This window comes from Caballeronia sp. AZ10_KS36 (genome assembly GCF_023631105.1).
Lineage (GTDB): Bacteria > Pseudomonadota > Gammaproteobacteria > Burkholderiales > Burkholderiaceae > Caballeronia.
This window is the reverse complement of record NZ_JALQDQ010000018.1, coordinates 489,062-503,341: the sequence shown is the minus strand read 5'-3', so window position 1 is coordinate 503,341 and position 14,280 is coordinate 489,062. Positions and strand designations below refer to the sequence as shown.

The 14,280-nt window shown below is 65.6% G+C and carries 15 protein-coding genes; 7 read left to right on the top strand and 8 right to left on the bottom strand.

The genetic code is table 11. The features are described from left to right. Positions 1 to 41: 41 nt before the first annotated feature. Positions 42 to 593 (top strand): peptide-methionine (S)-S-oxide reductase MsrA, encoded by a 552-nt coding sequence (msrA, locus tag NCR35_RS12520; protein WP_250534582.1) that lies wholly within the window; start codon positions 42 to 44, stop codon positions 591 to 593. Here the strand turns inward: msrA and NCR35_RS12515 are convergent. From NCR35_RS12515 to pdxH, 3 genes are all read right to left on the bottom strand, one after another. Beyond that, positions 583 to 1,695 carry a DUF72 domain-containing protein gene (locus NCR35_RS12515; RefSeq protein WP_502801670.1) on the bottom strand — a complete coding sequence of 371 codons (1,113 nt, stop codon included), beginning with the start codon at positions 1,693 to 1,695 and terminating at the stop codon, positions 583 to 585. The genes msrA and NCR35_RS12515 overlap by 11 nt on opposite strands. Beyond that, on the bottom strand, positions 1,659 to 2,873 hold the full coding sequence (locus NCR35_RS12510) for a class I SAM-dependent methyltransferase (protein WP_250534581.1): 1,215 nt from the start codon (positions 2,871 to 2,873) through the stop codon (positions 1,659 to 1,661). Before NCR35_RS12510 ends, NCR35_RS12515 begins: the two co-directional genes overlap by 37 nt. Positions 2,874 to 3,044: 171 nt before the next feature. Further along, positions 3,045 to 3,686: a pyridoxamine 5'-phosphate oxidase gene (gene pdxH / locus NCR35_RS12505; RefSeq protein WP_250534580.1), complete on the bottom strand. Its 642-nt coding sequence runs from the start codon at positions 3,684 to 3,686 to the stop codon at positions 3,045 to 3,047. 287 nt (positions 3,687 to 3,973) lie between these two features. Between pdxH and NCR35_RS12500 the strand changes: the two genes are divergently transcribed. Beyond that, a complete protein-coding gene (locus NCR35_RS12500) occupies positions 3,974 to 4,813 on the top strand; it encodes a tRNA threonylcarbamoyladenosine dehydratase (RefSeq protein WP_250534579.1) in 840 nt (279 codons plus the stop codon). A 62-nt stretch (positions 4,814 to 4,875) separates the two neighbouring features. On the opposite strand, the gene trxA is transcribed toward NCR35_RS12500, so the two are convergent. Beyond that, positions 4,876 to 5,724: a thioredoxin gene (trxA, locus tag NCR35_RS12495; protein WP_244847171.1), complete on the bottom strand. Its 849-nt coding sequence runs from the start codon at positions 5,722 to 5,724 to the stop codon at positions 4,876 to 4,878. A gap of 94 nt (positions 5,725 to 5,818) precedes the next feature. After that, positions 5,819 to 6,718, bottom strand: a complete 900-nt coding sequence (locus NCR35_RS12490; RefSeq protein WP_250534578.1) for a pirin family protein — start codon at positions 6,716 to 6,718, stop codon at positions 5,819 to 5,821. 194 nt (positions 6,719 to 6,912) lie between these two features. Here NCR35_RS12490 and NCR35_RS12485 point away from each other — a divergent pair, with 194 nt between their 5' ends. Both NCR35_RS12485 and NCR35_RS12480 read left to right on the top strand, forming a co-directional pair. Then, positions 6,913 to 7,212 (top strand): hypothetical protein, encoded by a 300-nt coding sequence (locus tag NCR35_RS12485; protein WP_250534577.1) that lies wholly within the window; start codon positions 6,913 to 6,915, stop codon positions 7,210 to 7,212. A gap of 185 nt (positions 7,213 to 7,397) precedes the next feature. After that, the gene (locus tag NCR35_RS12480; RefSeq protein ID WP_248320450.1) at positions 7,398 to 8,279 is read left to right on the top strand and encodes an EamA family transporter; all 882 of its coding nucleotides are present in this window, start codon (positions 7,398 to 7,400) and stop codon (positions 8,277 to 8,279) included. 51 nt (positions 8,280 to 8,330) lie between these two features. Here the strand turns inward: NCR35_RS12480 and NCR35_RS12475 are convergent, their stop codons facing one another. Both NCR35_RS12475 and tsaE read right to left on the bottom strand, forming a co-directional pair. Next, complete coding sequence (locus NCR35_RS12475; RefSeq protein ID WP_250534576.1) at positions 8,331 to 9,851, bottom strand: N-acetylmuramoyl-L-alanine amidase; 1,521 nt, start codon at positions 9,849 to 9,851, stop codon at positions 8,331 to 8,333. Further along, the gene (gene tsaE, locus NCR35_RS12470; protein WP_250534575.1) at positions 9,833 to 10,411 is read right to left on the bottom strand and encodes a tRNA (adenosine(37)-N6)-threonylcarbamoyltransferase complex ATPase subunit type 1 TsaE; all 579 of its coding nucleotides are present in this window, start codon (positions 10,409 to 10,411) and stop codon (positions 9,833 to 9,835) included. The genes NCR35_RS12475 and tsaE overlap by 19 nt, the downstream gene beginning before the upstream one ends. Before the next feature lie 18 nt (positions 10,412 to 10,429). On the opposite strand from tsaE, the gene queG reads away from it, so the two are divergent. Genes queG through xerD form a run of 3 tightly spaced genes read left to right on the top strand, consistent with a single transcriptional unit; the run spans position 10,430 to position 13,129 of the window. Further along, on the top strand, positions 10,430 to 11,689 hold the full coding sequence (queG, locus tag NCR35_RS12465; protein WP_250534574.1) for a tRNA epoxyqueuosine(34) reductase QueG: 1,260 nt from the start codon (positions 10,430 to 10,432) through the stop codon (positions 11,687 to 11,689). 37 nt (positions 11,690 to 11,726) lie between these two features. Continuing rightward, the gene (locus NCR35_RS12460; RefSeq protein WP_250534726.1) at positions 11,727 to 12,203 is read left to right on the top strand and encodes a methylated-DNA--[protein]-cysteine S-methyltransferase; all 477 of its coding nucleotides are present in this window, start codon (positions 11,727 to 11,729) and stop codon (positions 12,201 to 12,203) included. Next, entirely contained in the window at positions 12,200 to 13,129 is a 930-nt protein-coding gene (gene xerD, locus NCR35_RS12455; protein ID WP_250534573.1) for a site-specific tyrosine recombinase XerD, read from the top strand. Before NCR35_RS12460 ends, xerD begins: the two co-directional genes overlap by 4 nt. On the opposite strand, the gene NCR35_RS12450 is transcribed toward xerD, so the two are convergent. Beyond that, positions 13,126 to 14,277, bottom strand: coding sequence for an acyl-CoA dehydrogenase family protein (locus NCR35_RS12450; protein WP_250534572.1), 1,152 nt, complete (start codon positions 14,275 to 14,277; stop codon positions 13,126 to 13,128). The genes xerD and NCR35_RS12450 overlap by 4 nt on opposite strands. Positions 14,278 to 14,280 lie beyond the last annotated feature (3 nt).

Below are 14,280 nucleotides of genomic sequence, written 5' to 3'. Positions count from 1 at the left end.
GATGGTCCGCGGCGTGGCCGCTGCACTTGAGAGGAGCAGGCATGAACCAGCAAGCGAGACTCGAAACCGCGACGCTCGGCGGCGGTTGTTTCTGGTGCACGGAAGCCGTGTTTCTGGCGGTGGAGGGCGTGCAGTCCGTCGAATCCGGCTACGCGGGCGGCCAGGTGGCGAATCCGTCGTACGAGCAAGTGTGCGACGGCGATACCGGGCACGCGGAAGTCGTGAAGGTCGTGTTCGATCCCGAGGTCATCGGCTATCGCGAGATTCTCGAAATCTTCTTCGCGACGCATGATCCGACGCAGCTCAACCGTCAGGGCAACGATGTCGGCACGCAGTATCGCTCGGCCGTGTTCACGCATTCGGACGAGCAGCGCAGGGTCGCGCAGGAAGTCATCGACGAACTGCAGCGCGAAGACGTCTACGGCGGCAAGATCGTGACCGAAGTGACGCCGCTACGCGACGACTACTATCCGGCCGAGGCGTATCACCAGAACTTCTTCGCGCAGCATCCGAATCAAGGTTATTGCGCGGCGGTCGTCGGGCCGAAGGTCGCGAAGTTTCGCAAGAAGTTCGCGCATCGCCTCAAGGCGTGACGGCGCGCGAGCCGGACTGTGCGCGCTCGCAGTGTTCCGCGATGCCGCGCGCCAGTTCGAAGCACGTCAACGGGGCGGAGCCTTCCGCCTTGTTGTTCACCGCGATGACCACCGGCTGGCCCGCGAAGGCGTAACGCGCGGCCAGTTCCGCGAGCGCCTCGCGCGTCTCGCGGTCTTCATCGACGATTCTGTCGAACGGCTCGTACTTGGCCTTCGCCTGTTCATAGCGGAAGCCGCTGTGCAGACTCCAGCGCACGACGAGCGGTCCCAGCTCTTTCTCATCCAGCAGCGCCAGCGCCTTTGCCTGACGGCGCACGTCCGGAATGCGCGCATGCACGCCGATGCAGTAGCGCACGTTCGCGTCGCGCAACGCGCGGATGAAGCGCGGCGTCAGCATGACGGCGTCGCGCAACTCGACCGCATAACACGCTTCGCCTTCGAGCGGCGGCAACGCGGCGAGGAACGACGCGAGCCGCTCGACGAAGCGCGACGGCTCCACGATCATCGCGTCCGGCAGCGGCGGGAACTGGAAGACGAGCGCGCCGGTCTTCGCCCCGAGACCGGCCAGGCACGGCCCGACGAACTCGTCGATGGCAATCTGCGCGTTCAGAAAAGCGGGATTGTCGGCGCCGGGCAATCCGCGCTCGCCGCGAATGAAGGCATCGGTGACTGACGCGGGCGCCTTCACGATGAAGCGGAAATGCCCCGGCACCTGCGACGCATACCGCGCGTATTGCGCGACCGATACCGGCCCGTAAAACGACCGGTCGATGGACACTCCACGCAACAGCGGATGCGCGGCGTAGGCGGCGAGGCCGTCGCGCGAAAGGGTGGCGTTCGCGTACGCGTCGCCGTACACGATGCCTTGCCAGCCCGGAAACGACCACGTCGACGTGCCGAGATGCACGCTCGCCGGCAGATGTTTCGCGATGTCTTCGTGCTCGCGATTCAACGGCGCGGGCATTACGCCGCGCGTCTTCGAAACGGCCGCAGGCTCAGGCGCGCCGAACAGATCGCACTGCTCGTCGTCGCCCGCGCCCGCTTCGATGGCGGACGGTTCCTTACTCAGAGCGGCTTCTCGTAGATATAGCGCCGCGACCACGGCAGGGTCTTCGCGCTTCGGCCCGCCTTGCGGCAAACCACCTGATAGATCGACACGTCGTCGTTCTCGAACGCGTACGCGCAGCCGGCGAGATACACGCGCCAGATGCGGAACTTCTCGTCATCGACGAGCTTGCGCGCTTCGTCCGCGTTCGCCTCGAACCGCTCGGCCCAGATATCGAGCGTGCGCGCGTAATGGCGGCGCAGGCTTTCGACATCGACCGCTTCGAGCCCGCCGCGCTGCATGCTCTCCAGCGCGAGGCTGATATGCGGCAGCTCGCCGTCCGGAAACACGTATTTGTCGATGAACTCGCCGCCGCCGAGCGACGTCTCGCCGCTATCCGCATCCGACGACGTGATGCCGTGGTTCATCGCGATGCCGTCATCGACGAGCAACTCACGCATCTTCGCGAAGTAGCCCGGCAGATTCTTGCGCCCGACGTGCTCGAACATGCCGACGCTCGTGATGCGGTCGAACTGGCCTTCCACGTCGCGATAGTCTTGCAGGCGGATTTCGATCTGGCCTTCGAGGCCGGCATCCTTCACGCGCTGCGTCGCCAGCTTGAACTGGTTCTCGGAGAGCGTGACGCCCACGCACTTCGCGCCGAATTTCTGCGCGGCGCGAATGACGAGCGCGCCCCAGCCGCAGCCGATGTCCAGGAGCCGCTGCCCCGGCTGCACCTGAATCTTCGTGAGAATGTGGTCGATTTTTTTGATCTGCGCGGTGTCGAGGTCTTCGTCGCCGTTCTCGAAGTACGCGCACGAATACACCATGTTCTTGTCGAGCCAAAGCTGGTAGAACTCGTTCGACACGTCGTAGTGATACTGAATGGCCTTCTTGTCCGACGCCTTCGAGTGATTGAAGTAGCGTCGCACGCGGGCGAGCTTGCTCGCATTCGTCACCGTGCTTTTCGCGAGCGAATAGCCGATGTTGATGATGTCCGAGAGCTTGCCCTCGATATCGATCTTGCCTTTGACGTACGCCTCGCCCAGATTGTCGAGGCTCGGTTCCAGCAGATACGGCAGCGCGGTCGCGCTTTTCACGTGCAGCGTCACGGCAGGCGCGGCAAAGCGGCCGAAGTCGTGTTGCTGTCCGTCCCACAGCACGAGGCGCGCGGGCAAGTTGGCTTGCTCGCGGACTTCCTCGACCCACTGCGTCAGCTTCTTCTCCCAGAACATGCTTGTTTCTCCGCGCTAAGAAAATCAAGGTGGAAGGCGTGAAGCCTTCATGTTCGTCTGCCGTGTTGCTGCGTCGGCTGATTGTCTGCGCGCCGCGTGAGCGCGGCGCGCTTTACGTTGTGCTTACAATTCGTCCCGAACGGTGCGCCGGGTCGTGCATGCCGCGATGCTTTACGGCGCCAGGCGCGTGATACGCCACGGCGCGTCGACGCCTTCGCGCGTATAAACCATGCGGTCATGCAGCCGCGACGGCCGCCCTTGCCAGAACTCGATGGTGTCCGGCACGAGCCGGTAGCCGCCCCAGTGCGGCGGGCGCGGCGGCGCGTCGCCGAATTTCGTCATCATTTCGCGCTCGCGCGCTTCGAGTGCCTCGCGGCTTGCAAGCGGCTGACTCTGATCCGACGCCCACGCGCCGATGCGCGAGCCGAGCGGCCGCGAGGCGTAGTACGCGTCGCTTTCTTCGGCGCTCGTCTTGACGACCGTGCCCTCGATGCGCACCTGCCGCTCGAGCTCGATCCAGTGGAAGAGCAGGCTCGCGGCCGGGTTCGCGGCCAACTCGCGGCCCTTGCGGCTATCGTAATTGGTGAAAAACACGAAACCGCGTTCGTCGACACCCTTGATGAGCACGATACGCGCTGACGGACGGCCCTCTGCGTTCACGGTGGCGAGCGTCATTGCGTTGGGTTCGGGCAGCTTCGCGTCGAGCGCCTGGGCGAACCATGCTTCGAACTGACGCACGGGGTTCGGGTCGATGTCGGCGGCGTCGAGCGCGCCGCGCGAATAGTTTTTACGAAGGTCTGCGAGGGTCGTCATGTTATGCGAACGCTACAGTCGCGTCAGTATAGCCAAGGTAAAACGTTCTTGCCCTGATTAAGAAATTCGTGCAATGACGCGTGTCAAAGCCGGCGCTTTTGCCGTCACGCCATGGTGCGGAGATTCGGCGCGCCTATCACGTCTTGCGTTTCGATAAGGCAGAATACGCAATCCAGCCGGATTTTGCATGAACGGACTGCCATCTTTTGTGCAATCGACAGCCGCGCGTAAGCCTTGTCGCGCGGTGCTCCCCGGCAAGCCGCTTTGTTTTCATCTGCCCCAGCGCCATGACCCCATCCGATGCCTCCGCCACGCTTCCCGTTGAAGACACCGTCGATCGCGAACGGCGCTTCGGCGGCATCGCGCGTCTCTACGGCCCGAGCGCGCTCGCGGCGTTCCAGCGCGCGCATGTCGCGGTGATCGGCATCGGCGGCGTCGGCTCGTGGGTCGCGGAAGCGCTGGCGCGCAGCGCGGTCGGCACGCTGACGCTGATCGATCTCGACAACGTCGCGGAGAGCAACACCAACCGCCAGATTCACGCGCTCGACGGCAACTACGGCAAGGCGAAAGTCACCGCGATGGCCGAGCGCATCAAGCTCATCGATCCGGCGTGCGACGTCCGGCAGATCGAAGACTTCGTGGAGCCGGGCAATTTCGACGCGACGCTCGGCGGCGGCTTCGACTTCGTGGTGGATGCGATCGACAGCGTGCGCACCAAGACCGCGCTGATCGCGTGGTGCGTCGCGCGCAAGCAGCCGCTCATCACGGTGGGCGGCGCGGGCGGGCAGCTCGATCCGACGCGCATCCGCATCGACGATCTCGCGCTCACCATTCAGGACCCGCTGCTTTCCAAAGTGCGCGGCCAGTTGCGCAAGCAGCACGGCTTTGCCCGCGGACCGAAGGCGCGTTTCAAGGTGAGCGCGGTGTATTCGGACGAGCCGCTCATTTACCCGGATTCGCCGGCGTGCGACATCAGCGAGGGCGCGGAGCATCTCGAAACCGCTTCGGGCTACGCGGGTCCGGTCGGTCTCAATTGCGCGGGCTTCGGATCGAGCGTGTGCGTGACCGCGAGCTTCGGCTTTGCGGCGGCGGCGTTCGTGCTGCGCGAACTGGCGAAAGTGTCCTGATCGAAGAAACGACAACGGCCAGCCTTTTGGGGCTGGCCGTTGCGTCTTGCTGCTCGCTATTTTCAGTTGATCGCCGCGCTCAGCCTGCGTCGCCAGAACGACACGAGATCCGGCTGATTCGACGCGAGCTCGAACACTGAAAGCATCGTCTTGCGGCCGACGTCGTCCATGAAGCTGCGGTCGCGCTCGACGATCGCGAGCAAGTGCTCCAGCGCGCCGCCATAGTCGCGGCCGGCGATCAGGCGGTTCGCGAGCGCAAAACGCGCTTCCAGATCGTCGGGGTTCGCGTTCACCGCGTCGATCAGCGCGTCGGCGGGCGGCAGCGCGGCGGCGGCTTCGGCGGCGTCGATCTCCGTCTTCAGCGCGTTGTAGCGCGCGTCGATGCCTTGCGTCGTCTTCGGCGAAAGCAGCTTGTCCTCGGCCTTCGCGTCCTCGATGCGCCGTTCCGCGAGCAGCCATTCGATCAGGTCGAGCCGTGCCTCGTCGTAGCCGGGATCGAGCGCGAGCGCGGCCTTGATGCGGTCGATCGCTTCCTTGCGATTGCCGAGCGCCCACGCGTTATGCGCGGCGCGGCGTTCGGTGTCGGCGCCGCCCGGCACGAGCTTGTCGAGAAAAGCGCGCAACTGGCCTTCCGGCAGCACGCCGATGAACTGGTCGATCGGCCGGCCTTCTGCGAACGCGATCACATGCGGAATGCTGCGCACCTGAAAGTGCTGCGCGAGTTCCTGATTCTCGTCGACGTTCACCTTGACGAGCTTCCACGCGCCGCCGGCTTCCGCTTCGAGCCGCTCTAGCATCGGGCCTAGCGTCTTGCAGGGGCCGCACCACGGCGCCCAGAAGTCGACGAGCACGGGGGCGAGCATCGACGCGTTGATGACGTCGTTCTCGAATGTGGCAAGGGTCGTATCCATGCGTTTCTCCTCAAACTTGCGAGCTATCCTGAAATGTCAGATGGGGACGATCCGCGTGTGTCTCAATGCTTTTCGCAGTTGGGCGCCGCAGGTCTCATGCCTCCGGCGCGCGCTCTTCGCGGCGCGGCGGCGGCAGCGGGATGAATTCGGTTTCGCCGGGAACGTGGCCCATGCGCTGCTCGCTCCACGCGAGTTTCGCCGCTTCTATCTTGTCCCGCGAACTGGACACGAAGTTCCATTCGATGAAGCGCGCGCCGTCGAGCGGTGCGCCGCCGAGCAGCATCACGACCGCGCCGTTCGCGCTCGCGAGCTTGGCCGGCACGCCGGCCGCGAGCACCGCCATCTGCTGCGCGGGCAGGCTTTCGCCGTCGATCGTGAGGTCGCCATCGACGAGATACACGCCGCGTTCCTCGTGTTCGGTATCGAGCGTCAGTTCGCTGCCGGCCGCGAAGTGCCCCGCGACGTAGAGCGTCGGCGAGAACGTGCGGGTCGGGGCCGTGGCGCCGAACGCCGTGCCCGCGATCACGCGCAGCGTGACGCCCGCGCGCTCGATCTGCGGCAGCGTCGCCGCCGGGTGATGCTCGAACGACGGCTCGACTTCCTCGCTCGCCACCGGCAGCGCCACCCACGTCTGGATGCCGTGCATCGTCTGGCCGGCGGCGCGCTCTTCGTCGGGAGTGCGTTCCGAATGCACGATGCCGCGCCCGGCGGTCATCCAGTTCACGTCGCCGGGAACGATCTTCTGCACCGAACCGACGCTGTCGCGGTGCATGATCGCGCCGTCGAACAGATACGTAACTGTCGCGAGCCCGATATGCGGATGCGGACGCACGTCGAGGCCCTTGCCGGGCACGAGGGTTGCGGGTCCGATATGGTCGAAAAAAATGAAGGGTCCGACGGTGCGCGCGGCGAGCGCGGGAAGGACGCGCCTCACCATGAGGCCGCCGACGTCGTGTTGATGAGGTTTCAACTGCGCGCGGATCGTCGAGGACATGGCAGGTCACCGGAAGGTAGCGGCGGGCGCCGGAATGGCGCACCAGACCGCCGATTCTACCGGCGGCCGCAGACAGGCGCTCGTCGGCGGTTCGGGCGCGCGCTCAACCCTTCACCGTTCCGTGCGGTCGCGACCGGCCGCGCATTTTGAAGCATGCGTGCAGCTTTGCGCACTCTTGATAGGAGAGAGAAACAATGAGCAAGAACAAGCTGTTGATCGCCATCGCCGCGGGCCTTTTTAGCGCCACTGCCGCCACCGGCGCGTTGGCACAGACTTCGTCGGGCAACTCGTCGGCCGCGATGGGCGGCAATTCGGGCACGGCCGCGCAGGGCGATGCATCGACCGGCGCCGGCGCCGGTTCCGACATGGGCACGACCACGACCAAGAAGCACAAGTCGCACCGGCATACGGGGCATGCGTCGGGTGGCACCAAGAAGACGCCTGCAGTCGAAACGGGCAACAACGCGGCTACGGAGTCCGGCCAGAGCAAGTAAGCGCCCGGCGGCTTTCGTCAGGCGCCCAGCGCCCAGCGCCCACGCCCTCGAAGCGGGCGCGGGCGCTTTTTCGTTGTGCGTTCCCTAAAACCACGTTGAGCGCAGTTTTTCACAATCCTTCGCAGGTTCGCTTCGCTACACTCGTCCGATCGCTCGCATAGCGCGCACGAAAGAGGGGAGCGGCGATGTCGCCAAAGGATTTGCTGATAGCAACGGTGGTTATTTTTGCGTGGGGCGTGAACTTCGTCGTCATCAAGCTCGGGCTGCATGGCGTCCCACCGATGCTGCTCGGCGCGCTGCGCTTCGCGCTCGCCGCGACGCCCGTGTTCTTCGTCAAGCGCCCGCAGATTCCGCTGCGCTGGCTCTTCGCGTACGGCCTCACCATTTCGCTCGGGCAGTTCGCGCTGCTCTTCTACGGCATGTATGTCGGGATGCCGGCGGGGCTCGCGTCGCTGGTGCTTCAGGCGCAGGCGTTCTTCACGCTGATCTTCGCCGCCATGTTCCTCGGCGAGCGCATTCGCGCGGCGAACGTGATGGGCTTGCTGATCGCGGCGGCCGGTCTCGCGCTGATCGGCATGCGCGGCGGCCACGCGATGACGCTCACCGGCTTTCTCTTCACGCTCGGCGCGTCCGCCATGTGGGCGCTCGGCAACGTCGCGACCAAGCGCATGGGCAAGGTCGATCTGCTGTCGCTCGTCGTGTGGGCGAGCCTCATTCCGCCGATTCCGTTTCTCGTGCTGTCGCTGATCTTCGAGGGACCGGCGCGTATCGAATCGAGCCTCGCGGCCATTCCGATGGTGTCGGTGCTCGCGGTCTGCTATCTGTCGTTCATCGCGACCATCGTCGGCTATAGCCTGTGGGGCAAGCTGCTGGCGCGGTATCCGGCGGCGCAGGTCGCGCCGTTTTCGCTGCTGGTGCCGGTGATCGGACTGGCGTCGGCGGCGGTGTTTCTCGGCGAGGCGTTGAACGGCACGCAACTGGCGGGCGCGGCGCTCGTCATGGCGGGGCTGGCGGTGAACGTCTTCGGCGGACGGCTCGTGCAGCGGTTTCTGCCCGCGGCGCGCTGAACGAAGCCGCGCGCGCCGTCTCGCCGAACGCTAAAGCTCTGCGCGCGCCTCTTACGTCATGCGGCTCTTCGCGAGCGGCGGGTTCGCCGCGAAGTACCGCTTGATTCCTTTCAGGATCGCGTTGGCCATTTTGTCGCGATACGCGTCGTCGTTCAGGCGCGCTTCTTCGTCCGGATTGCTGATGAACGCGGTTTCCACGAGGATCGACGGAATATCCGGCGCCTTCAGCACGGCGAAGCCCGCCTGCTCGACCGATCCCTTATGCAGCTTGTTGATGCCGCCGATCTCGTTCAGCACGAAGCTGCCGTAGCGCATCGAATCGCGAATCTGCGCGGTGGTCGACATGTCGAAGAGCGCGCGGTTCACGCTCGCGTCCTGCGTCTTCACGTTGATGCCGCCGACCTGATCCGACGAGTTCTCCTTGTTCGCCATCCAGCGCGCCGCCGCGCTCGACGCGCCGTGCTCCGACAGCGCGAACACGGACGAGCCGCGCGCATCCGGCGTCGTGAACGCGTCCGCGTGAATCGACACGAAGAGGTCAGCGCCGACGCGCTGCGCCTTCTGCACGCGCACGTTTAGCGGCACGAAGAAGTCGGCGTCGCGCGTCATCATCGCTCGCATGTTCGGCTGGGCGTCGATCCTCGCGCGCAGCTTCTTCGCGATGTCGAGCGCGATGTGCTTCTCGTACGTGCCTGCGCCGCCGATCGCGCCGGGGTCTTCGCCGCCGTGACCGGGATCGATCGCCACGGTCAGGAGGCGCGTCGTGGCCGCGCGGTCTTGCTTGGGCGCGGAGAACGCGTAGCGGCCGTCGTCATCGTCGTCGCTCTTCTTGGCGATGACGGGCGGCACGGCGGCGGGCGGCACGCGCGGTTTGACCGTGGGCGGTGCTTTCGCCGTGTCTTCCGGAAGGTCGTTGCCCGCATACTTCTGGAAGAACTCGTCCGTGGAATCGTGCGCGAGCGGCTTTTGCGCCGTGGCCGGACCCGAGAGCGTGGCGGGCGGCGGCGCGGACGGATTCGGATTCGCGCGATCGAACGCTTCCTGCTTGTGCTCGGTCTGCGCGAGCAGTTCCATCAGCGGATCGGGCGCGACGGCCGGATACAGATCGAACACGAGCCGATACTTGTAGCTGCCGATCGGCCCGAGCGTGAACACCTGCGGCTTCACCGAGCCCTTGAGGTCGAACACCATGCGCACGACATGCGGCTGATACTGCCCGACGCGCACCGCCTGAATCTGCGGGTCGTTCGGCGTGATCTTGGAGACGAGGTCTCGCAGCGCCTGATCCAGATCGATGCCGTTCAGATCGACGACGAGCCGGTCCGGTCCCTGAAGCAGTTGATTGCTGTTCGTGAGCGGCTGGTCGGATTCGATCGTCACGCGCGTGTAGTCGCGCGCCGGCCACACGCGCACGCCGAGCACGGAACTCGCGTGCGCGAGCTTCGGGCCGACGAGCGCGAGCACCAGCGTCGACGCGCCCGCGCGCAGCACCTGACGCCTGCGCCAGTTGTGCGGCGCGCTCGCGCTCGATTCGATCGAGTGGAACGGCTTGATCAGCATCTTTCGAGACATGTCTTTCCTGTTTCGCTAAACGCCCGCGCGGTCAGCACGCGGCCTTCTTCTTCGTTCGTCTGCGTCGTTAGTGCGCTGGCGTGAGAAAGCGTCAGCGCGAACACGAGGTCCGGCACGCCGAGCAAGCCGCCCGCTTGCTGCGGCCATTCGACGAGACACACCGCGCCCCGGTCGAAATACTCGCGAAAGCCGGCATCGGCCCATTCGGCCGGATCGGCGAAGCGGTACAGATCGAAGTGATAGACGTCGAGCGGGCCGCCGGGTGCATCGAGCGAATAGGGCTCGACGAGCGTGTAAGTCGGGCTCTTCACGCGGCCCGCATGACCGAGCGCGCGCAGCGTCGCGCGCACGAGCGTCGTTTTGCCCGCGCCGAGATCACCGATCAACTGGACCTGCAAGCCGTGGAATGGTTCGGACGCGGTCTGAGCGCGCGTGTATCCGATGGCCTGCGCGAACCGTTCGCCGAATGCGAGCGTCGCGGCTTCGTCGCGCAACTCGAAGCGGCGTTCGATGAGCGCGGCGGGCAGATCGGGCGTCGATGGTGCGGGGTTCTCGGGCATTGCTCGTAAAATAGAGTGATGAACCGTTTGCCGGACCACTCCACTGAAGTCACTGAAATCACGACAGCGACGAGCGCCGCCGCCGTCGGGTCGCGCGCCTTGCATCCGTTAGAGAACGACGAGGCCGCGCTGGCGGAGCTCGCGCAGCGCATCAGGGCGTGGGGGCGCGAGTTGGGATTCGGTGCGGTCGGTATCAGCGATATCGACCTGACGGATGCCGAGGAAGGCCTCGCCAATTGGCTCGAAGCAGGCTATCACGGCGAAATGGATTATATGGCCAAACATGGGATGAAACGCGCAAGGCCGGCCGAGCTTGTGGCCGGCACGCGACGGGTCATCACTGCGCGCATGGCCTACCTTCCCGCTGCGACGCTCGCGCAAACGGGCGATGAAAGTGTCGCGACAGCCGATGGTCAGAAGAACGACTGGCGCGCGGTCGAATGGAAGCGGCTCGCCGATCCCTCGCAGGCCGTGGTGTCCATCTACGCGCGGGGCCGCGACTATCACAAGGTCATGCGCAACCGCTTGCAGCAACTCGCCGAGCGCATAGAGAGCGAGATCGGGCAGTTCGGGCATCGCGCGTTCACGGACTCCGCGCCGGTGCTCGAAGTGGCGCTCGCCCAGAAGGCGGGCAACGGCTGGCGCGGCAAGCACACGCTGCTGCTCGACCGCGATGCCGGATCGCTCTTCTTTCTCGGCGAGATTTACGTCGATCTGCCGTTGCCTGTCGACCCCGAACCCGAGCACGACGGCGCGCATTGCGGCCAGTGCACGCGCTGCGTCGGCGCTTGTCCGACGGGCGCGATCGTCGCGCCGTATCGCGTGGATGCGCGGCGCTGCATCTCGTATCTGACCATCGAATTACATGGCAGCATTCCCGAGGACATGCGCCCGCTGATCGGCAATCGCGTCTACGGTTGCGACGACTGCCAGCTTGCGTGTCCGTGGAACAAGTTCGCGCAGGCCGCGCCGGTCGCCGATTTCGACGTGCGTCATGGGCTGGATCGCGCGACGCTCGTTGAATTGTTCTCGTGGACCGCCGACGAGTTCGACACGCGCATGCAGGGCAGCGCGATTCGCCGCATCGGCTACGAGCGGTGGCTGCGCAATATCGCCGTCGGCATGGGCAACGCGTTGCGCTCGCCGTTGCAGGGCGAGGAACGCGCGGCGATCATCGAAGCATTGCGAGGGCGCGCGGACGATCCGTCCGAGATCGTGCGCGAGCATGTCGGCTGGGCGCTGAAGCAAGGAGAGACGCATGAAGAGCATGCTGTCTGAAGGCGGCTTTATCACGGTGGACTCGACGGCACCGCCGATGCGCCGGTTCGATGCCGTCATCGACGCGCCGTTCGGCAAAGTCGGCATACGCGCCGACGATCACGCCGTGCGCGAGATCGTCTATCTGCCGGCGCATGTCGAGAGCATCGAGGCGCATGCGCCGCTCGTGCAGGAAGCCGCCTATCAGATTCGCCGCTACTTCGAGACGCCGTCGATGCGCTTCGATCTGCCGCTCGCTCTCGGCGGCACCGCGTTTCAACAGCGTGTATGGCGCGGCATCAGCGGGATCGGGGCGGGGCAAGTGTGGACTTACGGACAACTCGCGCGTGAAATCGGCAGCGTGCCGCGCGCGGTCGGGCAGGCGTGCGGCTCCAATCCGCTGCCGATCGTGATACCGTGCCACCGAATCGTCGCGGCGGGCGGAATCGGCGGATTCGCGCATCATCCGGGCGATGGCTTTTTCCGTGACGTGAAGCGCTGGCTGCTGGCGCATGAAGGTGTATCCATCGGATGACGAGCGCAATCATTGAAGAACCGCAAACGCCCGAACTGACCGCGAGCAGCGACGCCATGGACCTGTTCTGCGATGCGTTGTGGCTCGAACACGGGCTCGCCAAGAATTCGCTCGACGCCTACCGGCGCGACTTGCGGCTCTTCGCCGAATGGCTCGCGAAGACGCGCGGCGCGTCCATCGACGCGGCCACCGAAGCCGACATGAACGGCTACATGGCCGCGCGCCGCGGCGACAAGGCGACTTCCGCGAACCGGCGTCTGTCGGTCTTTCGCCGCTATTACGCGTGGGCGATGCGTGAACATCGCGCGAGTGCCGATCCGACGCTCAAGCTGCGTTCCGCGAAGCAGCCGCCGCGTTTTCCTTCGACGCTCAACGAATCGCAAGTCGAAGCCCTGCTGCACGCGCCCGATATCGAGACGCCGCTCGGCCTGCGCGACCGCACCATGCTCGAACTGATGTACGCGAGCGGCCTGCGCGTGACCGAACTCGTCACGCTGAAGACGGTGGAAGTCGGCCTGAACGAAGGCGTGGTGCGCGTGATGGGCAAGGGCTCGAAAGAGCGCCTCGTGCCGTTCGGCGAAGCGGCGCATGACTGGCTGATGCGCTATCTGCGCGACTCGCGCCCGGCGCTGCTCGGCCCGCGCGCCGCCGATGCGCTCTTCGTCACGGCGCGCGGCGAGGGCATGACGCGCCAGCAGTTCTGGAACATCATCAAGCGCCATGCGCTGAACGGCGGCGTGCACGCGCCGCTCTCGCCGCACACGCTGCGTCACGCGTTCGCCACGCACTTGCTCAATCACGGCGCGGACCTGCGCGTGGTGCAACTGCTGCTCGGCCACTCCGATATTTCGACGACGCAAATCTATACGCACGTCGCGCGTGAACGCCTGCAGAAGCTGCACCGCGAGCATCATCCGCGCGGCTAGATCTCGGCGCCGCGCATGAGCCCGCGCGCGATGATGACCTGCTGTATCTGCGACGTGCCTTCGTAGAGCCGGAAAAGCCGCACATCGCGATAGAACCGCTCGACGCCGTACTCCGCGATATAGCCCGCGCCGCCATGCACTTGCACGGCGCGGTCCGCGACGCGCCCGCACATTTCAGTGGCGAAGTACTTCGCGCACGACGCTTCGATCGACACGTCGCGGCCCTCGTCGCGCCGGCGCGCGGCGTCGAGCACCATGCATTCGGCGGCGTACAACTCGGCCTTGCTGTCGGCGAGCATGCCCTGCACGAGCTGGAATTCCGCGATCGGCTGCCCGAACTGACGACGTTCCATCGCGTAGGCGAGGGCATCGCGCAACATGCGCTTCGCCGCGCCGACCGCGACCGCCGCAATGTGAATGCGGCCCTTGTCGAGCGTTTTCATGGCCGTCTTGAAGCCGACGCCTTCCACGCCGCCGATCAGTTGACTCGCGCTCACGCGGCAGTTGTCGAAGATCACGTCGCTGGTATGCGCGCCGCGCTGGCCCATCTTGCGGTCCGGCTTGCCGAGCGACAAACCCGGCGTATCGCGCTCGACGATGAACGCCGAAATGCCGCTCGCGCCCTTCGCGTCGCTAGTGCGGGCCATGACGGTGTAGATGCCCGCTTCCGGCGCGTTCGTGATGTAGCGCTTGGTGCCGTTGAGCACGTACGCGTCGCCATCGCGCCGGGCCGTGGTTTTGAGCGACGCGGCGTCCGAGCCCGAATCCGGCTCCGTCAGGCAGAACGAGCCGATCAGTTCGCCCGCCGCGAGCTTCGGCAGATAGTGCGCTTTCTGTTCTTCGGTGCCGTCGAGCAAAATGCCGATCGACCCGATGCCGTTGTTCGTGCCGATGACCGAGCGGAACGCGGGCGACGTCTGCCCGAGCTCGAACGCAATGCGCACTTCCTCTTCCATCGTGAGGCCGAGGCCGCCGTACGCTTGCGGGATGGTGAGGCCGAACATGCCGATCTCGCGCATGGCAGCGATCAGGTCGGCGGGAATGGCGTCGGTTTCGTCGACTTCGGCTTCGCGCGGCACGAGCTTCTCGCGCACGAAGCGGCGAATCGTGTCTTCCAGCAGCGTTTGAGTTTCGGCGTCGCGGATCATGGC